A 22889-nucleotide genomic window follows, 5' to 3' on the forward strand; every position below is an offset into this window, starting at 1 on the left:
GCTAATTGAAGGGAATTTTTACGTTCAGTTTTAGTTAATTTCTTCACAAAAAATATAAAGATCTTTCTTGAGATATGTAGTTATATCGATTAAAATTCATCGTAATATTATATGCTTTTAAGCCCCTCCAACATAGTATAAATATAATGCCTGAATATGAAAGTGATAACGTTTAGTAAAAAAGGAGTTTTTTTCATATAATAGAAGAAATTTAAGTAAAGAAGGGTATAACATGAGTGTCACACTAGCATTATTTGCAGCTTTTTTTGCTTCACTAACAGGGATACTGGCTAAAATTGGGATGGAGAATGTGAATTCAAATTTAGCGACAGCAATACGTACAGTGATTGTGTTAATAATGGCGTTTCTAATTGTTTTGATCACAGGCCAGCTTTATTCAATAACTGTTATTTCTACTAAAGCACTAATTTTTATTCTATTATCAGGGGTTTCAACGGGAATATCATGGTTGTTTTTCTTCAGAGCACTAGCAACGGGAGATGCTTCGAAGGTGATACCTATTGATAAATCAAGTGTGGTATTGACGATTATTTTATCGGTTGTGATTTTGGGAGAGCAAGCTGTCCCGCATATTATGGTTGGAGGAGGACTAATTGCTGTCGGGACTTTTGTGTTAATTGGTAAAAATGAAGAAAAGAAACGATTTACAGGTTCTCAAACGTATATTACATATGCTATTTTAGCGGCTGTATTTGCTGCATTAACTGCAATATTAGCAAAGGTCGGAATTGAAGATGTTGATTCAAATGTTGCCACTCTTTTAAGAACGATTGTGATTTTGTTATTTTCATGGGCAATCGTATTTTTCAAAGGAAATCATAAGGAAATAAAAGAAATTACATCAAAAGGTTATCTCTTTTTAATTCTTTCAGGAGTGGCGACAGGCTTATCATGGCTTTGTTATTTTGCAGCTTTAGCTATTGGAAAGGTTTCGGTGGTCGCACCAATTGATAAGGCTAGTGTTGTCATGACAATGATTTTAAGTTTTGTGATTTTAAAGGAGAAAGTAACAAAACATAAGGTCATAGGAGGGATCGTTATTACACTTGGAACAATTTTATTGATTTTTTAGCTTTTTCCTCTTAACCAACATTATCATAACAAATTTTGTGTTAATACTTATTTTTCCTTAACCGCCAACTAGGTGTGTATAAAATCAACTGTTGCCTTGTTTCTAATAAAGAAATCATGTGCAACAAGATATTTTGAATATATTTTTAGAATATCTTTATTTATGTCTAAAGATTTCATTTAAACTTCATCTATTAATAAGTTTTGTTTTATTACTTCCTAACTATTTTTTGTATTCAAGTTAAAAAGCCAGGTAGAAAATTTATTATAATAATGAGAAATAAATAAAATTGATCCCAAACAATTAAATGGTCATGTTGGAAATGGAACATGTACAATGCAGCAGATTGTTGCTCGGATGGACAATTAAATGTTAAGTGATTACCATCCGGTTAGTGATCGCTATTTTGTAAACACAGGATTAATAAGCTCTATAAGTAGTGATTAGGATAACAAGCACGCGGCAATTAGCAAGCAAACTGAATAAAATAAATTGAATATGAAAAAATAAAAGAACATTAGTTAAAAGAGGGGGGGGAATATGGAAAATATTCATTTAACTTCTTCGGAAAAAGGTTATTTATGGGTTAATTATATGGTTGATAGCATGGCAGTTTGTTGTTTGAGCTATTATTTGGAAAAATGCGAGGATGATGAAATTAGAGAGGTTATATCTTATGCATTAGATATATCTAGAGTCCATGTGGAGCTTATAAGTAAGATTCTTAGTAAAGAAAACCACCCAATACCAATTGGTTTTACAAATGAAGATGTAAACTTGTCCGCCCCAAGGTTATTTTCAGATGAATTTGTTCTTTTCTATTTGCATCAGCTGGCAAATTTAGGGTTGACCTACTATTCAAAAACTCTTGGGATGACAGCCCGTGAGGATGTTCATAATTTTTATAAAGAATGTATAAGTTCTTCCACTGAATTAAATTCAAGGACAAAGGATTTATTACTATCCAAAGGTTTATATGTAAGGCCCCCTTATATTCCTAATGAATCCCAACCAGAAATGATTCAAAAAATAGGATATTTAAAAGGTTTTTTAGGAGAAAAACGAGCATTAACCTCTTTGGAGATAGCGAATCTGTTTTTTAATTTGCAGACGATTGAGGTTACAAAAACCTTACTGACTGGCTTTACCCAGGTAGTTGAATCAAAGGATGTAAGAGACTTTTTAACAAGAGGAAAAGAAATTAGTACGAAAATGATAAAAGAACTCAAATCCATATTAGAAAACGAGGAGTTGTCAAGTTCAACCCCTTGGTATACATATGTTTCTGATTCGACTCAATCGCCATTCTCTGACAAACTTATTATGTTTCACTTTGCAATTGTGAATGGTGGTGGTATCGAACAATATGGGTTTAGTTTAGCTTCAATGATGCGCAGGGATATTGGTGCAAAATATTATCAACTATTAGCAGAAATGATGACATTTGCTGATGATGGTATGAATTTAATGATTAAAAACAAATGGGTTGAGCAACCTCCTATGGCTGTTAAACGGACAGATTTAAAAAATATTTAATCTCACATTATAAGAATAAGTTAATTCAAGTTAAACCAGACCGTCAAAAAAGGACGGTTTTTTGGTTTTTATTCTAAGGGAACCACTTAGTTATTCCAACCTGCACCATTTATCACGTCGGAACCCCTAAATGAATACTAAAATCCCCCAATTATATTTGTTGCTAGTTTAAAAGGGTATATTAATCCTTCCATCAAATACCTGAAGATCAAACTTCGTTCACATAAGATTCCAACATATCTAATATCTTATTAGTAACTTTACTCCATATTTATGTCACTTTCAAAGATTTGACTTATACTATAAATAATATTCCTTTAAAAGGATGTGAAACTTATGGTTGAAAAAATACCCGTTTGGAAAAATATTAGAAAAATACAGGCTTTCCCTAAAGAAACGAAAAAAGATCATCCATCAATTGTAGCCCACCGAGGAGCTTCAGGCTATGCACCCGAAAACACAATGTCTGCTTTTGAGAAAGCTTTACAAATGAATGCTAATTATTTAGAGCTTGATATACAAATGACGAAAGATGAAAAATTAGTTGTCATCCATGATCCAACTGTTGATCGAACAACAAGCGGAACAGGTGAAGTACGACAATATACATATAAAGACCTTAGAAATTTAGATGCAGGGGGCTGGTTTCATAAAAGATTTTCAGGACAATATATTCCGACCCTTGAGGAAGTCATAGAAACTTATAAAAATAAAATAGGGTTACTAATTGAAGTAAAGAATCCAGGAATGTATCCGAACTTAATTTATAAGCTTGAGGAAGTATTGAAAAAATGTCAGGTTGATTGTCCGAGGAATGATGAGGTTATAGTGCAGTCGTTTGATTTTGAATGGTTAGAGAGATTTCATAAAAGTTTGCCTCAAATACCATTAGGTCTTTTGGTAAAGTATCGAATTCATGGAGTATCAAAAGTCCAATTAAGAGATTGGTCTTCATTAGTACAGTATATTAATCCGAACAAAGCGCTAGTAACAAAAAAATTGGTCAAAAGAATTCATGCGTATCATATGAAGGTTATGCCATATACAGTGAGAGATAAAAAGTCAATAAAAGGTCTTTTAGATGCTAAAGTAGATGGAATTATTACCGACTTTCCGGATTATATCATTCATAAATAGAAAAGGCATTCAGGGGTTATCCCTGAATGCTCAAAGATTTTCTTGTTGTTGACCAATTTCTTTTTCTGCAATAATCGAATTTGCTACTTCTTCTTGTTTATGTTTATTTACGGAATCTCCATCAATATTTTTTTGATTTGGAAAAGTACTATCATTTTGTATTGTTATTTTTTCTTCTGTTGGAGCATTCGTTAAGTATTGCTCTTCCTTTCGCATAAAAAAGGCCTCCTTCTTTTTATTATCCTTATCCTTTTCAAATGACCGAAATCTATACAAAGAAAAACCAAAATTAATTTTCTTCGATTTAGTAGAGAAGAATTTGTGGAAGCGCTACAAAAGATAATATAATAGTAGAAACTCGTCTTAAAACAATCTCCATTATTTACAAAATGACCGACAATTAATAAATGGTATAATACAAGAGGGCTGACAATTGAAGAATTTCACTTGTCAGCCATTGTTTTTGCTTAGGAATTTATAAAATTCTTGTACTGTGGATAAGTGCAATGCATCCAGCTTAGAAGCACAGGATGTGCAAGTGCAGTCTTGAAGATTGATGTCGCGCTTTTATTCTTATTTATATTGCTCAAGCATTGAGAAAAAGTCTTTTACAAATTTGTAGAAAACCTTTTCTGAAGGAGCAAGATCTCTTTTTTTCGAAACAATAATTCCTACTGATCTTCTGACCAGAGGGAGTTCAATTGGCACCTTTACAGTAAAGCGGGGGATGGATTCGTGAAACGTACTTTCTGGTAAAAGTGTAACACCCATTCCAGCTGATACTAAGCCTTTTATGGCGTCCAAATCTTCACCAACCGAAAAGATGTTAGGAACAAAACCTGCTTGTTTACACGCTTCTACAACAATTTCCTGTAGGATGTAACCTCTTGGAAATAAAACGAATGAATCGTTTCGTAGTTCATTCAGAAGGATACTTTTCCTTGAGGCAAGTGGATGTGATGACGGCAATAGGGCCAGAATGCTTTCTGTAAATAAAATAGAACCTTCAATATCTGGATTGTTTTGTGGTACAGGTCCTAAAAAAGCTAAATCTATTTCACGATTCACAACCGAATCAATTAAGAAATTATAGGAGCCCTGCCGTAAATGGAAGGCAACATTCGGGTGTTTGTCTTTAAAGGCTGATATAACAGTAGGGAGCAAATGACTCGCAAGACTTGTTGGAAACCCAATCTTAATCGTTCCTCTTTCTGGATCCAAATACTCATCAATTTGTTTTTTTGCATAATCAATTGCCTTCATGGCTGTTTTAGTATGTGTAAGAAACACCTTTCCAATTGGGGTAAGCTTAACGTTTCGCCCTTCTCTTTCGAATAAGGTAACACCTAATTCTGATTCAAGGTTTGCTATTTGTCTGCTAATAGCAGACTGAGCGACATGTAAATATTGTGCAGCTTCCGACACGTGTTCTCGCTCTGCTACTTCCATAAAATATCGTAATTGACGTAATTCCATTTTAGGCCTCCGATCATATATATATCGAAATTAGATTGATTTAATCTAAATTATATATTGTTAACATTAATTTTGAAAGATATAATGTAATTATCTGAAAATTATCGGGTGTAAGATTATCTAACGGGGGGAGATATACATGACTTACAATCAAATACCTAAAGCACAAGGTCTCTACCGTCCTGAATTTGAACATGATGCATGCGGTATCGGTTTATACGCTCATATTAAAGGCCATGCTACACATGATATTGTAAAAAAAGGACTAAATATGCTTTGTCAACTAGATCACAGGGGTGGACAAGGCAGTGACCCACTAACAGGTGATGGCGCTGGTTTAATGGTGCAAATCCCTGATGCGTTCTTCAAAAAGGCTTGCAAGGAAATGACTCTTCCTGAAAAAGGCCGTTATGGTGTGGGGATGATGTTTTTCTCAAATGACAATTCTGAGCGCCAACAAATTGAAGAGCAGCTTAACAAATTTATTGAAGCTGAAGGTCAGACACTTTTAGGATGGAGAGATGTACCAGTTAATGCAGAAGAGATTGGACCAGTTGCAAGAATGAGCTGTCCAGTTGTTCGCCAAGTATTTATTGGGGCAAATGAATCAATCCAAGACAATATTACATTTGAACGTAAATTATATGTCATTCGTAAACAAGCAGAAAATTGGGCTAGAGAACGTGAACTGCGTTTCTACTTTACTAGTCTTTCAAGCAGCACAATTGTATATAAAGGACTTTTAACACCTGAGCAAGTTGATGCGTTCTACTTGGATTTACAGGATGAAGATTTTGTTTCAGCATTTTCATTAGTACATTCACGTTTTAGTACAAATACATTCCCGAGCTGGGAAAGAGCACATCCAAATCGCTATTTAATTCACAACGGTGAAATTAACACGTTACGTGGAAATATGAATTGGATGAAAGCGAGAGAACAGCAGTTTGTATCAGAAGCTTTCGGTGAGGATCTTGAAAAAGTACTTCCAATCCTTGATGCCGATGGCAGTGACTCATCAATCCTAGATAACGCGTTTGAATTTTTCGTGTTAGCAGGACGTAAGCCGGCACATGCTGCAATGATGATGATTCCTGAGCCTTGGACTGAGAATCCTCATATGAGCCCTGAAAAAAGAGCTTTTTATGAATATCATAGCTGTTTAATGGAGCCATGGGATGGACCAACAGCTATTTCATTTACAAATGGAAAGCAAATTGGAGCTATTCTTGACCGTAACGGACTTCGACCAGCTCGTTACTATGTAACAAAAGACGATTACATCATTTTCTCTTCTGAAGTCGGTGTTATTGAAGTAGATGAAAAAGATGTTCTGTACAAAGATCGTTTAAGCCCAGGTAAAATGCTTCTAATTGATTTAGAGGAAGGGCGTATTATTTCTGATGAAGAGATTAAAGACGAAATGGCTAAAGAAGAGCCATATCAAGAATGGTTAAACGAGCAGCTGATTAAGCTTGATGACCAATCAAAAGTTTTAGAAGAAGAAGTTGTGACAGATATTGCTGAGCGCCACCGTGCTTTCGGATATACGTATGAAGATATCCAAAAATATTTACTTCCTATTATTACAGAAGGAAAAGATCCACTGGGATCAATGGGGAACGATACGCCATTAGCAGTATTATCAGATCGTCCTCAATCATTATTTAATTACTTTAAACAATTATTTGCACAAGTTACAAACCCGCCAATCGATGCAATTCGTGAGCAAATTGTAACATCTACAATGACTTTACTTGGAACTGAAGGCAATATTCTTCACCCTACAAAAGAAAATGCACGTAGAATTCAATTAGATTCTCCTGTACTTTCAAATGACCAATTAGCACAATTACGCTTAAATCTAAATCCAGGATTTAAGAGCAAAACAATTCAAGCTTTGTTTACTGAAAATTTAGACAAATCTGTACAAGAATTATGCGCTGAAGCGGATGAAGCAATCGAAGATGGTGTAAATATTCTTATCATCTCTGATCGTGGAATGAATTCAGAAAAAATGGCAATTCCTGCGTTATTAGCTGTAGGTGCACTTCATCAACACTTAGTTCGTCAAGGAACACGTACGAAAGCCAGTCTTGTTATCGAATCAGGTGAGGTCAGAGAAGTACATCACTTTGCCGCCTTAATAGGTTATGGTGTCGACGCTATTAACCCTTATCTTGCATTTGCAACTTATAAGGAAGCAGTGTTAGATGGCAGCTTATCTTATAGCTATGAAGAGGTTGTTGCGAAATATATCAAGGGTGTTACTGAAGGTGTCGTAAAGGTAATGTCTAAGATGGGTATTTCAACAGTTCAAAGTTATCGTGGAGCACAAATTTTCGAAGCTGTTGGGATCAGTCAAGATGTGATTGACCGTTTCTTTACTGGAACAGCATCACAGCTAGGTGGTATTGATCTTGAAACAATCGCAAAAGAAACAGTTTTACGTCATCAAGAAGCTTATTCTGAAAAAGTTGACAAGGTATTGGATTCAGGAAGTGACTTCCAATGGAGAAAAAATGGGGAGCATCATGCATTTAATCCAACAACAATCCACACATTGCAATGGGCATGCCGTAAAAATGATTACAGCCTATTTAAAAAATACTCAGATGCTGCGAACGAAGAAAGAATTGGTTTCTTACGTAACCTATTCTCATTCAACAGCAATCGACCATCAATTTCAATTGATGAAGTAGAATCTGTAGATTCAATCGTAAAACGATTTAAGACAGGTGCGATGTCATTTGGTTCTTTAAGTAAGGAAGCACATGAAACACTTGCGATCGCGATGAACCGTCTTGGCGGTAAAAGCAACAGTGGTGAAGGTGGAGAAGATCCAAACCGTTTCGTCGCTGATGAAAATGGAGATTTACGCCGCAGTGCAGTAAAACAAATTGCATCTGGTCGTTTTGGTGTAAAGAGTCACTATTTAGTAAATGCTGATGAGCTTCAAATCAAAATGGCTCAAGGAGCTAAGCCTGGTGAAGGTGGACAGTTACCTGGAAATAAAGTATATCCTTGGGTTGCTGATGTTCGTGGATCGACACCTGGTGTGGGATTGATTTCACCACCTCCTCATCATGATATTTACTCTATTGAGGACTTAGCACAGCTTATCCATGATTTGAAAAACTCTAACCGCGATGCGCGTATCAGTGTTAAACTGGTTGCCAAAGCTGGTGTTGGTACAATTGCAGCTGGTGTTGCAAAAGGTGCAGCTGACGTTATTGTCATTAGTGGTTATGATGGCGGAACAGGTGCTTCTCCGAAAACAAGTATCAAGCACACTGGTTTACCATGGGAGCTTGGCTTAGCTGAAGCACACCAAACATTGATGCTTAACGGTTTACGTGATCGTGTTGTATTAGAAACAGATGGTAAGTTAATGACAGGGCGCGATGTAGCATTAGCTGCGATTCTTGGTGCTGAAGAATATGGCTTCGCAACAGCTCCGCTTGTTGTAATGGGTTGTATTATGATGCGTGTATGTCATTTAGATACATGTCCAGTTGGTGTAGCTACTCAAAATCCAGAGCTTCGTGATAAATTTACTGGAGATCCGGATCATATTGTAAACTACATGCGTTTTGTTGCTCAAGAAGTTCGCGAAATCATGGCAGAACTCGGCTTCAGAACGATGGATGAAATGGTTGGTAGCACAGATGTACTAGAAGTTAGTGAACGTGCGAAAGCTCACTGGAAAGCTAAACACCTGGATTTATCAACACTTTTATATCAGCCGGAAGGTGCACGTACAGCTAGAATCAAACAAAACCATAAAATTGATCAGTCTCTAGATATGGTTGAAATTTTACCAAAAGTTGAAGCATCTATTGCAGCAGGTACACCGATTGATGCATCATTTAACATTAAGAATATTAACCGTGTAGCTGGAACAATTGTTGGTAGTGAAATTTCTAAACGCTATGGTGAAGAAGGATTACCAGAAGATACAATCACTCTGCGATTTACTGGATCTGCAGGCCAAAGCTTTGGAGCATTCGTTCCTAAAGGTGTAACAATGCACTTAACTGGTGATGCGAATGACTACATCGGAAAAGGACTTTCAGGCGGTAAAATTATCGTTAAACCTTCAGATGACTCAAGCATTGTAGCAGCTGATAATGTGATTATCGGAAATGTTCCATTCTATGGTGCAACAAGTGGTGAAGCATATATTAATGGTCGTGCAGGTGAACGTTTTGCTGTTCGTAACAGTGGCGTAAATGTCGTTGTTGAAGGTGTTGGAGACCACGGTTGTGAATATATGACTGGTGGCCGCGTTGTTATCCTAGGTGAAGTTGGGAAAAACTTTGGTGCAGGTATGTCAGGTGGTATTGCTTACGTACTTGCTGATGATAAGGAAGAATTTAAAGCAATATGTAATGATGAAATGATAGAGTTTGAGAGTTTAGTAGATGCTGAGGAAATTGATTTCCTAAAAGAGCTGGTCCAAAATCATTTACATTATACGAACAGTCCAAAAGCTCGATTCGTTTTAGACAACTGGAATGAGACACTTCCTAAGTTTGTTAAAGTAATTCCAAAAGACTACAAGCGTATGATGAATCGTATTGCTGAACAAATGGAAGCTGGACTTTCAAATGAAGAAGCAATCATGAGTGCGTTTGAAGCAAATGCAAAATCTGAGAAAAAAGGTTCAGTGACAAAACCGTCACGTTCCAAGGCAGTAGTACAGTAGAAAGGGGAGAGGAAGATGGGGAAAGCAACAGGATTTTTAGAGTTTAAGCGTGAAGAGGCAGCAGAACGTGATCCTCTCAAGCGTTTAAATGACTGGAAAGAGTATTCAGCTCCTTTCTCTGAGGAAAAGTTAAGCAGACAAGGAGCACGCTGCATGGATTGCGGCACTCCTTTCTGTCATATTGGAACTGAGATTAATGGTTTCACTTCAGGATGTCCAATTCATAACTTAATTCCTGAGTGGAATGACTTAGTCTATCGTGGTAGATGGAAGGAAGCACTTGAACGTTTATTAAAAACAAATAACTTTCCAGAATTTACAGGAAGAGTATGCCCGGCACCATGTGAAGGTTCATGTAACGTAGCGATTTCTGACCCGGCCGTTACGATTAAAAACATTGAAAAAGCTATTATCGATAAAGGTTTTGAAAATGGATGGATTACTCCGCGTATTCCTGAAAAACGTACAGGTAAAAAGGTAGCGATTGTTGGTTCTGGCCCAGCTGGTTTAGCTGCAGCAGATCAATTGAACCAAGCCGGTCACACAGTCACTGTTTATGAACGTGCTGACCGTCCAGGTGGATTGTTAACATACGGTATACCTAACATGAAACTTGATAAAGGTATTGTTGAACGTCGTGTAAACTTACTGACTGAAGAAGGTATTATATTTGTTACAAATACAGAAGTAGGAAAAGACATTACAGCAGATGAGTTACGTGCACAACATGACGCTGTGATCCTATGTGTGGGTGCTCAAAAGCAACGTGACTTACGTATCGAAGGTCGTGAAGCTAACGGAGTTCACTTTGCAATGGATTATCTTACAGATGTAACAAAAAGCTATTTGAATACAAATTTTGAAGATGGTCAATTTATCAATGCTGAAGGCAAAGATGTAATTGTCATTGGTGGTGGAGATACAGGCGCAGACTGTGTGGCAACTGCACTTCGCCAAAATTGTAACAGTGTTGTTCAGTTTGGTAAGCACCCTAAATTGCCAATGTCCCGTACAGTTGAGAATATGTGGCCAGAGGCTCCGCATGTCTTTACGATGGAGTATGCGTACGAAGAAGCAGAAGCAAAATTTGGTGAGGACCCACGTCAATATTGTATCCAAACTACAAAGCTTGTTTCAGATGAAAATGGAAACCTTAAAGAGCTTCACACAATCCAAATGGAGAAACTTAAGGATGAACAAGGCTTATACTATTTCAAAGAAATTCCAGGTTCTGAAAAAGTATGGCCAGCTCAATTAGTTTTCATTGCGATTGGATTTGAAGGTGCAGACCAACCTGTTCTGCAACAATTTAATGTAGATCAAACTGCACGCAATGTTGTAGCAGCTAAATATGGCGATTTCCGCACAAACATTGATGGTGTATTTGCTGCTGGTGATGCGCGTCGTGGTCAAAGCTTGATCGTATGGGCAATCAATGAAGGTCGTGAAGCTGCTCGTGAAGTAGATCGTTATTTAATGGGCAGTACTGTCTTAGTTTAAATCTAATCTAAAAAAAGGATCAAAGCATTTCTATGCTTTGATCCTTTTTTGTTATGTCATCATATTTTATAAAAATAGTGAGGATGATGGATAAGAAGAAATTCCTATTGGACGACTTAGGACATTTTTAGTAAAATTAACAATTGGTATAAAAATAAAAATATGAAATAATAGTGAAAATAACCTATATGTTTAACCAACAACTAAGGAGCAGTTTATGTTAAATAAATATAAAATTTTATTCTTTTATGTTCTATTCAGTTCAATATGGATACTTGCTACAGACAATATACTAGTCCTATTAAACATACCAAAGGGGACTTTATTAATATTTCAAAATATAAAAGGGTTCTTATTTGTTCTTTTAACTAGTATCTTTATTTTTTATTTAGTGTTGAAGAGAGAAGCCTATTTAAATGAGAAAGAAGAAAAAAACAAGTTAAGCCTCTTAATTAATTCAATGGTTGATTTTGTGAATTTTAAAGATGGAGAGGGCCGCTGGACTAAAGCAAATGATTTTGCCCTTCAATTATTTCAAATAGAGAATGTCGATTATGTTGGGAAAAAGGATTCTGAACTAGCTGAATACACAGAGTTTTATGCTGATGCATTAAGGTATTGTGAAATATCAGATGAACAGGCATGGTTAAAAGGCACAAAAAGCAGATGTATAGAAGAAATATCGATGCCGGATGGTAGTGTAAAGACCTTTGATACAATTAAAATTCCCAGTTTTAATGAGGACGGCTCTCGAAAAGAATTAGTTGTTATGGGAAGAGATGTGACAGAACGAGTTCTAGCTGAAAAGAAACTAGCAGAGAGTGAACAAAAGTACAAATCCTTATTTGATTTTAATCCTGAGTTAGTATATATGATTGATTTAAATGAAGACTTGCAGAGGTAAATGAACACTTTTATCGCTTTACAGGATATACAAAAGATGAATATGTGTTTAAACCAATATTTCCGCTTATTTCAAAGAGAGATCGCCGAAAGGTTTATCAGTCATACAAGCATATTATCAACCATAATCAATCTTTTACAAATGAAGAGATTGAAATTATCATGAAAAATCAAACAACGAAAATATTGCGTTGTACGTCAGTACCCATGATAATTAATGAAAAAACAGTCGGAATTATTGGATATGCCGTGGATATTTCAAAAGAGAAAGAAACAGAAAGGCTTCTTCGCAAAACAGAAAAATTATCAGTTGTCGGAGAGCTCGCGGCAAGTGTAGCACATGAAATTCGAAATCCGCTAACCTCTTTAAAAGGGTTTGTACAGATGTTGCAAAAAACGAATAAAGAACAAGAGTTTTACTATCGAATTATGTTAGATGAGCTTGAAAGAATTAACATCATTTCAAGTGAGCTGCTTGTACTTGCAAAGCCTCAAAAAATTCAGTTTCAAAAAACGAATATTAATCATTTATTAAAGGATGTTGGATCATTACTTGAATCAGAAGCAAATCTTTATGGAGTGACACTAGATATTCAAGTGAATGAGTGCCTCCCTATTATTGATTGTGAACCACATCAATTAAAACAACTTTTTATTAACATAATAAAGAATTCAATTGAAGCGTCATCAAAGAATGTACATGTTTCACTTGAATTAAAGGATCAACATACAGTAAAGATCCTCTTTAAGGATGACGGATGTGGAATCGATAAAGAGCGATTAAAGCATTTAGGAGAACCTTTTTATTCGATGAAGGAAAAAGGAACTGGACTAGGTTTAACGGTAAGTTATCGTATTGTAGAGTTTCATAAAGGAAAAATCTCCTTTAGAAGTTCAGTAAATCAAGGGACAGAGGTTGAACTTCTTTTACCTATCCATAAATAAACAATACCCTAAGGATTTCCTTAGGGGTTTTTGTTTTCAATTAAGTTGTTTTAAAGCAAGTTAATATGTTTGCGTTACGTTTTATCATCACGATGTCGTTTACTTTTGTCATCACATCTTTTCCCGATTTTCGTATATTGTTAGGAGAAACCGAAAAGGAGCTGTTAATATGCTGCCATTATACTATTATCCAATATATTATGGTACACCTTTCTTTAATGGGGCTGGAAACATAAATGGAATTCAAGCTTTCCATATGCCTTTAAATAGACAATTTCCACAGGTAGACCCTACGATGTTTGAACAATCGGCTAAATCCATGCAAACCTTAATGAAAGATGCGAGCTTAGTGTTAAACAAGCTTGCTGAATCAAAGGATTTTGCTACAAAAGTCATGTATGCAGCACAACAGTCGAATATGAAAGAAGTGGATGAGTTAATAAAATCAACCGGCATTAAATCGCAGGTGAAAACATCCTTTAATCCAGATGGTATTCATATGAATTTATCCTCATCGATTGGTGAGGCAGAATGCTGTCATTTGACAATTGCATTAAGATGGTTATAGTTGTTGGGAATAAAAACAAATAGAAAAAGCATAAGAAGAATGGATGGTTAAATAATAAGTATCAATCAATGCTAAAGGAGATATAAAAGTGAGAAAAACATCCATTATTCTATCCATTCTTTTTGTATGCTTGGTTGGTGCAATTGCTTATTTTACAATCGTTGGCATTGAATATGCATATGTTCCGCCAGATTCAAATGTGAATACGAAAGAAAGCCATTCACTTAACGGAGTACGTCAGTTGGCAAATGTACAGAAAGAAACTGATACCGAATTAATTAAAGCTGGAAAAAATCTTTTTTATGAAGAAACTTTTGGGAATGAAGTGTTTTTTTCAGATATTATGGGAATGTTCGACGGAGCCTTTACAATTCCAAATATAGCAAGGGCAATCATTAAATTAAATGGAAAAGGAACAGACAACCTTCAAGTACCCGCTGCTAAAACGGTTAAGGTTGGGGATATGACAATTAAAAAGGGTGAATTAATTGATACAGGCCTTGATGTACCAAAAGGAGCGTTGGTTCCTCTCGGAGTAAAATTAAAATATGAAGAAGGGAAAGTAAAAGCTGGTATTAGTTGTGCGGTTTGTCATGCTTCATTAGATAATAAAAAAGAGGTCATTCATGGAATACCAAACACTGATTTAAATATAGGTTTACTTGTTGCATTAGCTACAAATTCAGCTTCATATTTTACACATACTGAAATGGAAAGTATACAAGCTTTTATTAGGTCAACTGATCGTACCGTCCAAAGTACAGAGGGGAAGGAACTAGCGTTACCTGATGTTGAAACACTTGAGGAGTATGTCGATCAGGAAGTATTAAAGTGGCCAAGAGGTGGAAATGACACGTCAATTGATTTTAAAAATAATCCAGTACAAACTCCAGATGCTTTTACATTAGGTGATCATCCATATGGTTGGAGTGGACAAGGGCAGATAGGACCTTTTAAAGGATTAAGCGCAGCTATAAATAATGCACATGCACAAAATATGGATGCTGTTTCCCAGATGGCGATTAGTAAAGAAGTATTAGGAATTGATAAGGAGCTATATATCGCAATACTATTACAAAATGCAGCAAATAAAAAATATCGTTTTGATCCTAAATCTGGTGTAAAACCTTCAGAATTTTTAGCTGAAATAGATCCTACACCTGGTGTAGATGGAGTTCTTGAATTAATTCCTGCTCCCACGTATCCGAGAATATCTTTTTTGACAAGTGTTGGCCTAATACCAAATTCAAATGGATACCGTGCTTGGGAACAAATAAATTCAATGTCAGCATTTATGAACAGCTTAACGTCACCGCAAACGAATCTTAAACTAGAGGAAAAAACAGTTACCGACGGTAAAGCGGTGTTTGAAAAAGCAGGATGTATCAAATGTCATGCAGGTCAATATTTAACAAATAATCAATTAATATCTCCTAAGGAGATTGGGACAGAAGGCTCAAGGGCAAAAGCATTCAAAAAAACAGAAAAGTTTTTTACAAATCCAGCTATATATGATCCGGAAACACCTGTACCACTTCCAAAAAATCCGATTGTACATGATATTCCTATATCAGATAAACAGGAAAAACAATTAAAAAGAAGCTGGGGACATAATGGTTCAGAAGGGGCCTACAAAGTTCCAAGTCTTCTAGGGTTATACTGGAGTGCTCCATACTTACATGATGGCGGAGTTGCAGTTGGACAAGACCTTACCGAAGAAATTGGGGTCACGAACACATTATTTAAAGGGAAAAAAGCTGATCCACAAAACAGTCTTTTAGCCTTAATTGATTCGGAACTGCGACATAAGGTAGTTCAAGCGAATGCAAAAGATCAAAAATTAAAAACTGCACATGTAAGTGGCAAAGGCCATGAATATTGGGTTGATCAATCTACTGGCTTTACAAAAGAGGAGCAGCAGGCTCTAATTATGTATTTACTAACAATAGCCGATCAAAGTGAAAGAAGTAAAAACAAATGAGGGCGGTCACATATCAAGGGTTTATGGATATAAAAGTTAAAGATATGCCTAAACCGGAAATCAAAAACAATGACGATATCATTGTAAAAGTAACACATACATCAATTTGTGGATCAGACCGCCATTTTTATCATGGTATGATTCCAAGTATGGAAAAGGATTATATTGTCGGTCATGAAGCAGTAGGAATTGTCCACGAAATTGGCTCGGACGTTCATCATGTCAAAATAGGTGATAAGATCGTTATTCCTTATAATATAGCTTGTGGTCAATGTGTAAATTGCAGAAATAAACTTGAAAGTCAGTGCTTACGATCCAACCAGGATGGCGAGATTGGAAGTTGCTATGGTTGCTCAAGAATATTTGGAGATTATAGTGGAACACAAGCAGAGTATGTTCGTGTACCCTTTGCAAATTTTGGTGTCTTCAAAATACCTGAACATAATGAAGTTGCTGATGAGGAGTTATTGCTTTTATCAGATGCTTATTCCACAGCCTATTGGGGAGTTAATCAAGCTGGAGTAAAAAGTGGTGACACTGTTATTGTTTTAGGCTGTGGTCCAATTGGACTGATTACACAAAAGATTGCATGGTATAAAGGTGCAAAAAGGGTTATAGCTGTTGATCATGTTCCATATCGACTAGAGCATGCGATCAAATGGAACCATGTAGAAGCATTTAACTTTCAAGAAAATATAGAGCTAAAACATCATCTAAATGAAATAACAGAAGGTGGAGCAGATGTAGTCATTGACTGTGTCGGTATGAGTGGGAAAATGAAACCAATAGAAATAATGGAAACGGCTCTTAGGCTTCAAGGAGGTGCATTAGGTGCAATTGAATTTGCGAGTCAGGTAATACGCATAGGGGGAACTATTCAGTTAGTGGGAATATATGGAACTAGGTATAATCAGTTTCCATTAGGTGATTTTTTTGCAAGAAACATTACCTTAAAAATGGGACTTGCTTCAGTTATTCACCTGATACCCTTTTTATATGATCTCCTGCAAACAAAACAATTACAGCTGAATGATGTTATAACCCATCAACTTCCTTTGGAAGAAGCGGAGCATGCCTTCAGAATTTTCAATTCACATAAAGAAAATTGTTTGAAGATTATTCTAAAACCTTGATAATACAAGAAAAACAATGATATTTATTGGTAAAAGCTTCGAAAGGTACATATTCGACGTGGGTAAAGAATAAGTACAATATAAATGATTATTTTAATTATGAATCATTTAATCGAGCAGGAAAGAAGGTTTGATAAATGGCGAATCATTTATACCAAGTAGAAGTTGATCATCCAATACAGTCAATTTGGAACTTTGTAAGTGTGATGGATCATTGGGCGCCACTCGTGCCGGGATATTTAGAGCATGAGATTTTAAGTGATAATGAATCAACCTGGAAATTTAAAACAGACTTAGGGGTCATTAAAAAGAAAATACATCTAAAAGTTGACATTACGAGCTGGATTGAACCAAGAAAGGTGGAGTTTACCTTAACAGGAATTAATGAAAAAATTTCTGGAAAAGGGTACTTTGAAGCAGAATCGCAAGGACCAAATAAAACGTTGATGTCTGGGTTTCTAGACATTACACCTGAAGGAACATTAGCAAAAATGATTAATTCAAAGTTGGAAAAAAATCTAATTGAAATTACAGAGGAATTAACAGAAGCGATTGTCGCAAAAATTGATGAAAAAGAAAATGTCTTTCGATAAAATATGATGGATCAATTAATTGCTATAATTGAAGCCGAATAAGGGACGAAAGCCCCCATTCGGCTTTTTGTAATAATTTAAATAATGATCGGATAATTTGAAGGGTATTGAAAAAATTGTCGAACTGCGAGAGAAATTCCTTTTGCAATATTTGTGGTCATAGTATAGATAAGGTGTAAATTTGTATGGAAAAGAGTTGAATGATCTACTGCATCCTTTTCTAGGACGACCCCCATAATACTACAATCCCCGATTGATGGAAATTGTTTGCCTAAACCCTCACCTGGACGCAAAGGCCCATTCTTAATCACAATTGATTGAACCATATTTTTAGATCCAATAACACTATCAATTGCAATGACGAAGCTATTTGGAGGGAAACAGGTCTTAGTATATTCACTTATTAAGTTAGTGGCATCTAATGGGTATTGAAGGTTTCCTAATACCGATAAATGATTTGGGAATTTATGTTGTAATAAAGTACCTACAAAAGGACCAAGGCTGTCACCGTTTATTTGATTGGATCCAATTCCAATTACATAGATATGTTGCGTCGTTTTAGGGATATGGTGAAATATAGCATTTCGAATTAATAATGGGGCAATCTTATGGTTATATGGAATAACCCCATGATGTATGAAATTTCCGTTTTCTTGTCTATGAGCTATCAACCTTTTCCCCTCCAAAAACAATTCTTTCTCTCTAATATTGTTACGTAATGTATTCTTTCTTGAGGTTCAACAATCCTTCTAATAAAGATAAGAAAATCTGTTTGTTAAACTAACAATTTTTTACAGGTCCCATATTAATCAAAAGAGTATTGTGCTTCTTAAGCTTAGGATTGGTATACTGGTAGAAAGACTTTAATTCTAGGAGGAGAAGTTGTGAAAATTGCATTTATTTCTGATATTCATGGGAATGCTGTCGCACTTGAAGCGGTATTAGAGGATATTCGAAAGAAGAACATTGAAAAAATATGTGTCCTTGGTGACATATGCTATAGAGGTCCAGAACCAAAAAAAGCTTTAGAACTTGTTCGTTCATTACAAGCTGATGTCATAAAAGGAAATGCTGATGAATGGGTTGTGAGAGGGGTTAAACAAGGAGAAGTTCCTGAAACGGCACTTGAAATGATGAACAAGGAGCGTGACTGGATCTTTTCTAAGCTTGAATCAACAGACATCGAATATTTATCTCAACTACCAACAGAATTAAAACTAGTTGAGCAAGGAATCGATATCTATGCGTTTCATGCAACACCTGCTAGTTTATTTGAGGTGATTCCCCAAAATGCAGAAGACATCTTGTTACAAGATAAAGTATTGTCAAAACAAGATTCGGCTATTTATCTTTATGCTCATATCCATAAACCTTATATTCGTTATTTAAATGGGAAGGTGATTATGAATATTGGCAGTGTAGGACTACCATTTGACGGGGTTACAAAAGCATCATACGGTCTCATTAGTATTCATGAGACTGGATTTAGCACATCTATCGAACGTGTTGATTTTGATACTGAAAAGGTTATGAAACAATATATTGAATCGAACTACCCAAATACAGAAATGATGATACAAGTTCTTAAGAAGGCAAGTATTTAACGATTTTATTTCTCGGGAAAGCGCAAAACTTGACAGAATCAAACATTATTGTCGTAACCTGTTGCATTTAGACGATAAAGGGCAATTTCACAATCAAATTATATAGTGTAATGTGGGACTGGAATATTATCCGTCCCACATTTTAAAAATGCTTATATTCTATCGATTTGTGCTACTCAATCCACTGAACGATTTCATTCATTTCTTTTCTCGTTTTTGGGCGCGGCTCTTTAGAACGATATCCAAAAGCAGCCATGACAGAAATGGCTAAATGGCCATCTTCTAGAAGTCCTTCTTCTTCAAGAATTTCTTGTACCTTATCAAAATTAAATCCTTCAATCGGGCAAGAGTCAATACCGATTAGAGCTGCTGCAGTCATCATATTTGCTAAGGCAATATATGTTTGTTTTCCTGCCCAGTCCAACATCGTCCGTTCATTTTCAAGTAAGTTTAGATCTTCCTCTTGGAATTCTTTATAACGTTCCTTTATTTTGTCAAATAATTCTGGAGGAAACTTTTTAACATTAAGCATTTGATGTTTCACATAGTCTGAATCATATTTTGTGTCTTTAATCGTTCTAGCAAGAATAATCACAAAATGACTTGCAGTAGGTAATTGTCCTTGAGCTCCCCATGATACCTGTTTTAACTTTTCTCTTAATTCAGGATTTTGAACAACAACAAATTTCCATGGTTCATATCCTACTGAACTCGGTGATAATCTAGCTGCTTCTAATATGTACGCAAAGTCATCATCTGATATTTTTTTCGTAGGATCAAATTCTTTGGTTGCATGACGAAAACGAAATGCATCAAGAACTGCTTGTTTTGTTAATGTATTTTCTTCCATTAGGAAAAAGCCTCCTTTATTCGTTAAAATCCTATACGTTGCTAGTATAGGAGATCATTTGATAAAAGAAAAATAGTATGCTCATAAACACTTATGATTTTCACGGGTTGTTTTCTACGAATTCATAGAGCATATTAATTTCTTCTGTATGTGAAACTCCTTCATTTGATGGTGTTTCAAGTACAAAAGGAATAGTTGAAAGGAAATCTAATTGGAACAATTTTTTAAAAACATCACTCTTAATATGTCCATTCCCAAAAATATTTGCATGTCTATCTTTCCTGGATCCATATGGATATTTGGAATTGTTCAAATGTATCACTTTAAGAGCATCAAAGTAACCTAGATCAATGGACTTTTCCAAAAACTCTGGATGGGTGTCTCCACTCCAAAGACCGCTTGCAAATGCATGGCATGTGTCTAGACAAAACCCGATCTTTTCTGGATAATCTGCGAGATTTCTTATTTGAACAAGTTCTTCTATTGTCGTACCAAGTGCACCTGAAGTTCCAGCGTTATTTTCAATGAGCAGCTTGCATTCTCCTTTCCATTGTATTAAAACTAGATTTAGCATCTCAATCATCAGTTGATAGCTTGAAAGGAGGTTATTTTCATCGATAAGATGTCCAAAATGAACGACAACACCTATCGATCCACAACTCTCAGCAATCTCTAAATCATTTAATAAGGATGCAATGATTATTTCTTTTTTATCCAGAGCTGGAGTTAGAGAAGTTGGGTAAGGTGTATGGGCAATCGAAAAAAGATCATGTTCTTTGCAAAATGTAGAGCACCGTTTAGCATCTTCTTGATCAAACTCTTTCACTGATAAACTCCTTGGGTTTTTGGGGAAATATTGAAATGCTTTTGCACCTATGTTTAAAGCTTGCTTAGCAGCAGCAAAATATCCGTTTTTAATACTTACATGACAGCCGAATTTCACATACCTCATCCTAACCTTTGTTTTATTAAATTTTCATCTTCTTATTATTTTTAAAATAAATAACTTTATGCTGAAATAAAATAAAAGTACATGGTGTCAATCATAATATTTGTTATTTAAATACATAACTATTAACCTTATTAAGTAATGGTTTATTTTTAATAGAGGAGGGTTTTTTTGGAATCTCAGCAAACAAATGTAGAGGCTAAAGTAGTACATAAAGAAAAGATTTGGACACGTGATTTTACCTTGATTTGTTTTTCAAACTTTTTTATTTTCCTTGGTTTTCAAATGACTTTGCCTACAATTCCTCTCTATGTGGAAGAGTTAGGGGGGAATGACCAGTTAATTGGGGTAGTTGTCGGTATTTTTACCTTTTCAGCTTTATTAGTCAGGTCCTATGCAGGTCATGCTCTAGAATCAAAGGGAAGGAAATTTGTGTATTTAACCGGTTTACTGATTTTTATTCTTGCGGTCGGATCCTATGGATTCTTTCCTACAATTGCCTTTTTATTTTTTATGCGGTTTATTCAAGGAATTGGCTGGGGCTTTTCAACAACAGCATCTGGTACCATTGCAAGTGACATTATCCCACCGAAAAGACGCGGGGAGGGTATGGGATACTATGGGTTATCGGGAAACATCGCACTAGCCTTTGGGCCATCATTGGGATTAACCTTAGCAGGAGTATTATCGTATAAGCAATTATTTATCATATGTGCTGTCTTAGGGTTAATAGCGTTCCTTCTATCATCAAAAATCCGCTACAAAACGATTGAAAAAACACAGCAAGTAACAAAAAAAGAAAAGTGGGACTTCTATGAAAAAAGTGCTTTGAAGCCAGCACTATTGTTATTCTTCATTACTGTAACATTTGGAGGGATTGCTTCATTTCTTCCTTTATACACAGCACAAAAAGGAATTGCTGGTATTCAGTGGTATTTTCTGGTATTTGCTTTAGCGTTGATGGCATCTAGAACGTTTGCAGGTAAATTATACGATTTGAAAGGACATCGTGCTATTTTTATTCCTGGGACTGCCCTTATTGTTATTGCAATGATTTTATTAGCTTGGCTTTTCAATACAACTGTACTGTTAGTTGCAGCTGTTTTGTATGGAATAGGTTTTGGTTCAGTTCAACCTGCTTTACAAGCATGGTCAATTGAGAAAGCACCGATTCACAGAAGAGGTATGGCAAATGCAACCTTTTTCTCTTCCTTTGATCTTGGCGTTGGGATCGGTGCATTGTTATTTGGGCAAATTGGTCACTTGTTCGGCTATCATACGATCTATTTAGTTTCTGCTTTTTCTGTTTGCATTTCGATTATTTTATATGTATATCTACTTTCTAAAGAAAGATCCGAAATGTAAGATAGTCTATCAATTAATTCGAAATATATTGTAAGATAATCTGACAAACAACTTTAAACGTATGAATTTTCTGTTAATATGATAGTAATAGAACATACAGAAAAGGTTGTGAACAATATGACAATCAGAGAAATAAGAGATAATATGATTAAAAAGGTAGCGGAAGATTTTAAGATTACTCCTGAACAAGCGGCAGAACTTATTAATAGCAGCTTTGAAATAGGGGAACCAGAGTGATGAAATAGGATCATTAAGAGGGTAAGATATTCTCACATTTGATCATAGCAAACTATATGCAAAGATAAAAGTGAAAAGGAGACATCTGAAAGTGGATGTCTCTACATCATTATGGGCATTTTTTGTTGTTATATTTTGTTACATTGGAAAATGAGCAAAAGTCTTTCCAAAAACTATAACGTAATATTCCAGGTTAAAGAAGTTTGATCCTATGTGTAACCTGTTATTAGTTTAGATACAAAAGACGGAATATTCCTAAGAAGCAAAATATTCCTTTAATATTTCTTGTTAGAAAACGGTTACTGTTGCTA

Annotated in this window: 18 protein-coding genes; 13 read left to right on the plus strand and 5 right to left on the minus strand. The window is 35.5% G+C overall.

Annotated elements, in window-relative coordinates:
* Positions 1-232: 232 nt before the first annotated feature.
* The 3 genes from AC4GZ8_RS01420 (at position 233) to AC4GZ8_RS01430 (ending at position 3766) form a co-directional block, all read left to right on the plus strand.
* A complete protein-coding gene (locus tag AC4GZ8_RS01420) occupies positions 233-1093 on the plus strand; it encodes an EamA family transporter (protein ID WP_491080014.1) in 861 nt (286 codons plus the stop codon).
* A gap of 540 nt (positions 1094-1633) precedes the next feature.
* A complete protein-coding gene (locus AC4GZ8_RS01425; protein WP_491080015.1) occupies positions 1634-2629 on the plus strand; it encodes a DUF3231 family protein in 996 nt (331 codons plus the stop codon).
* A 336-nt stretch (positions 2630-2965) separates the two neighbouring features.
* Entirely contained in the window at positions 2966-3766 is an 801-nt protein-coding gene (locus AC4GZ8_RS01430; RefSeq protein ID WP_491080016.1) for a glycerophosphodiester phosphodiesterase, read from the plus strand.
* Between the two features lie 30 nt (positions 3767-3796).
* Here AC4GZ8_RS01430 and AC4GZ8_RS01435 read toward each other — a convergent pair whose 3' ends face one another.
* On the minus strand, positions 3797-3982 hold the full coding sequence (locus AC4GZ8_RS01435; RefSeq protein WP_491080017.1) for a hypothetical protein: 186 nt from the start codon (positions 3980-3982) through the stop codon (positions 3797-3799).
* 357 nt (positions 3983-4339) lie between these two features.
* Positions 4340-5242 carry a glutamate biosynthesis transcriptional regulator GltC gene (gltC, locus tag AC4GZ8_RS01440; RefSeq protein ID WP_491080018.1) on the minus strand — a complete coding sequence of 301 codons (903 nt, stop codon included), beginning with the start codon at positions 5240-5242 and terminating at the stop codon, positions 4340-4342.
* A 139-nt stretch (positions 5243-5381) separates the two neighbouring features.
* On the opposite strand from gltC, the gene gltB reads away from it, so the two are divergent.
* The 8 genes from gltB to AC4GZ8_RS01480 all read left to right on the plus strand — a co-directional run bounded on the left by gltB (position 5382) and on the right by AC4GZ8_RS01480 (position 17573).
* The gene (gene gltB, locus AC4GZ8_RS01445) at positions 5382-9950 is read left to right on the plus strand and encodes a glutamate synthase large subunit (protein WP_491080019.1); all 4569 of its coding nucleotides are present in this window, start codon (positions 5382-5384) and stop codon (positions 9948-9950) included.
* 15 nt (positions 9951-9965) lie between these two features.
* Complete coding sequence (gene gltD / locus AC4GZ8_RS01450; protein WP_491080020.1) at positions 9966-11450, plus strand: glutamate synthase small subunit; 1485 nt, start codon at positions 9966-9968, stop codon at positions 11448-11450.
* 217 nt (positions 11451-11667) lie between these two features.
* Positions 11668-12354, plus strand: a complete 687-nt coding sequence (locus tag AC4GZ8_RS01455) for a PAS domain-containing protein (RefSeq protein ID WP_491080021.1) — start codon at positions 11668-11670, stop codon at positions 12352-12354.
* A 44-nt stretch (positions 12355-12398) separates the two neighbouring features.
* On the plus strand, positions 12399-13298 hold the full coding sequence (locus AC4GZ8_RS01460) for an ATP-binding protein (protein WP_491080022.1): 900 nt from the start codon (positions 12399-12401) through the stop codon (positions 13296-13298).
* 169 nt (positions 13299-13467) lie between these two features.
* On the plus strand, positions 13468-13866 hold the full coding sequence (locus AC4GZ8_RS01465) for a YuzC family spore coat inner layer protein (RefSeq protein ID WP_491080023.1): 399 nt from the start codon (positions 13468-13470) through the stop codon (positions 13864-13866).
* Positions 13867-13954: 88 nt separating this feature from the next.
* Positions 13955-15847, plus strand: coding sequence for an electron transport protein (locus AC4GZ8_RS01470; protein ID WP_491080024.1), 1893 nt, complete (start codon positions 13955-13957; stop codon positions 15845-15847).
* Positions 15844-16980 (plus strand): alcohol dehydrogenase catalytic domain-containing protein, encoded by a 1137-nt coding sequence (locus AC4GZ8_RS01475; protein ID WP_491080025.1) that lies wholly within the window; start codon positions 15844-15846, stop codon positions 16978-16980. The genes AC4GZ8_RS01470 and AC4GZ8_RS01475 overlap by 4 nt, the downstream gene beginning before the upstream one ends.
* A gap of 137 nt (positions 16981-17117) precedes the next feature.
* Positions 17118-17573: an SRPBCC family protein gene (locus AC4GZ8_RS01480; RefSeq protein WP_491080026.1), complete on the plus strand. Its 456-nt coding sequence runs from the start codon at positions 17118-17120 to the stop codon at positions 17571-17573.
* 77 nt (positions 17574-17650) lie between these two features.
* Here the strand turns inward: AC4GZ8_RS01480 and yyaC are convergent, their stop codons facing one another.
* Positions 17651-18244, minus strand: a complete 594-nt coding sequence (gene yyaC / locus AC4GZ8_RS01485; protein WP_491080027.1) for a spore protease YyaC — start codon at positions 18242-18244, stop codon at positions 17651-17653.
* 213 nt (positions 18245-18457) lie between these two features.
* Here yyaC and AC4GZ8_RS01490 point away from each other — a divergent pair, with 213 nt between their 5' ends.
* Complete coding sequence (locus tag AC4GZ8_RS01490) at positions 18458-19177, plus strand: metallophosphoesterase family protein (RefSeq protein ID WP_491080028.1); 720 nt, start codon at positions 18458-18460, stop codon at positions 19175-19177.
* A gap of 172 nt (positions 19178-19349) precedes the next feature.
* On the opposite strand, the gene AC4GZ8_RS01495 is transcribed toward AC4GZ8_RS01490, so the two are convergent.
* Together AC4GZ8_RS01495 and AC4GZ8_RS01500 are read right to left on the minus strand one after the other, a co-directional pair.
* The gene (locus tag AC4GZ8_RS01495) at positions 19350-20027 is read right to left on the minus strand and encodes an NAD(P)H-dependent oxidoreductase (protein WP_491080029.1); all 678 of its coding nucleotides are present in this window, start codon (positions 20025-20027) and stop codon (positions 19350-19352) included.
* Positions 20028-20127: 100 nt separating this feature from the next.
* Entirely contained in the window at positions 20128-20970 is an 843-nt protein-coding gene (locus AC4GZ8_RS01500; protein ID WP_491080030.1) for a deoxyribonuclease IV, read from the minus strand.
* Positions 20971-21147: 177 nt separating this feature from the next.
* On the opposite strand from AC4GZ8_RS01500, the gene AC4GZ8_RS01505 reads away from it, so the two are divergent.
* The gene (locus AC4GZ8_RS01505; protein ID WP_491080031.1) at positions 21148-22341 is read left to right on the plus strand and encodes an MFS transporter; all 1194 of its coding nucleotides are present in this window, start codon (positions 21148-21150) and stop codon (positions 22339-22341) included.
* Positions 22342-22889 lie beyond the last annotated feature (548 nt).

Source organism: Metabacillus sp. RB-C-LZQ-3-1, from assembly GCF_058315175.1.

What these genes read in the sequence shown, in the direction of transcription:
- AC4GZ8_RS01420 (WP_491080014.1), top strand. Translation starts at nt 233, where the DNA reads ATGAGTGTCACACTAGCATTATTTGCAGCTTTTTTTGCTTCACTAACA.
- AC4GZ8_RS01425 (WP_491080015.1), top strand. Translation starts at nt 1,634, where the DNA reads ATGGAAAATATTCATTTAACTTCTTCGGAAAAAGGTTATTTATGGGTT.
- AC4GZ8_RS01430 (WP_491080016.1), top strand. Translation starts at nt 2,966, where the DNA reads ATGGTTGAAAAAATACCCGTTTGGAAAAATATTAGAAAAATACAGGCT.
- AC4GZ8_RS01435 (WP_491080017.1), bottom strand. Translation starts at nt 3,982, where the DNA reads ATGCGAAAGGAAGAGCAATACTTAACGAATGCTCCAACAGAAGAAAAA.
- gltC (WP_491080018.1), bottom strand. Translation starts at nt 5,242, where the DNA reads ATGGAATTACGTCAATTACGATATTTTATGGAAGTAGCAGAGCGAGAA.
- gltB (WP_491080019.1), top strand. Translation starts at nt 5,382, where the DNA reads ATGACTTACAATCAAATACCTAAAGCACAAGGTCTCTACCGTCCTGAA.
- gltD (WP_491080020.1), top strand. Translation starts at nt 9,966, where the DNA reads ATGGGGAAAGCAACAGGATTTTTAGAGTTTAAGCGTGAAGAGGCAGCA.
- AC4GZ8_RS01455 (WP_491080021.1), top strand. Translation starts at nt 11,668, where the DNA reads ATGTTAAATAAATATAAAATTTTATTCTTTTATGTTCTATTCAGTTCA.
- AC4GZ8_RS01465 (WP_491080023.1), top strand. Translation starts at nt 13,468, where the DNA reads ATGCTGCCATTATACTATTATCCAATATATTATGGTACACCTTTCTTT.
- AC4GZ8_RS01475 (WP_491080025.1), top strand. Translation starts at nt 15,844, where the DNA reads ATGAGGGCGGTCACATATCAAGGGTTTATGGATATAAAAGTTAAAGAT.
- AC4GZ8_RS01480 (WP_491080026.1), top strand. Translation starts at nt 17,118, where the DNA reads ATGGCGAATCATTTATACCAAGTAGAAGTTGATCATCCAATACAGTCA.
- AC4GZ8_RS01495 (WP_491080029.1), bottom strand. Translation starts at nt 20,027, where the DNA reads ATGGAAGAAAATACATTAACAAAACAAGCAGTTCTTGATGCATTTCGT.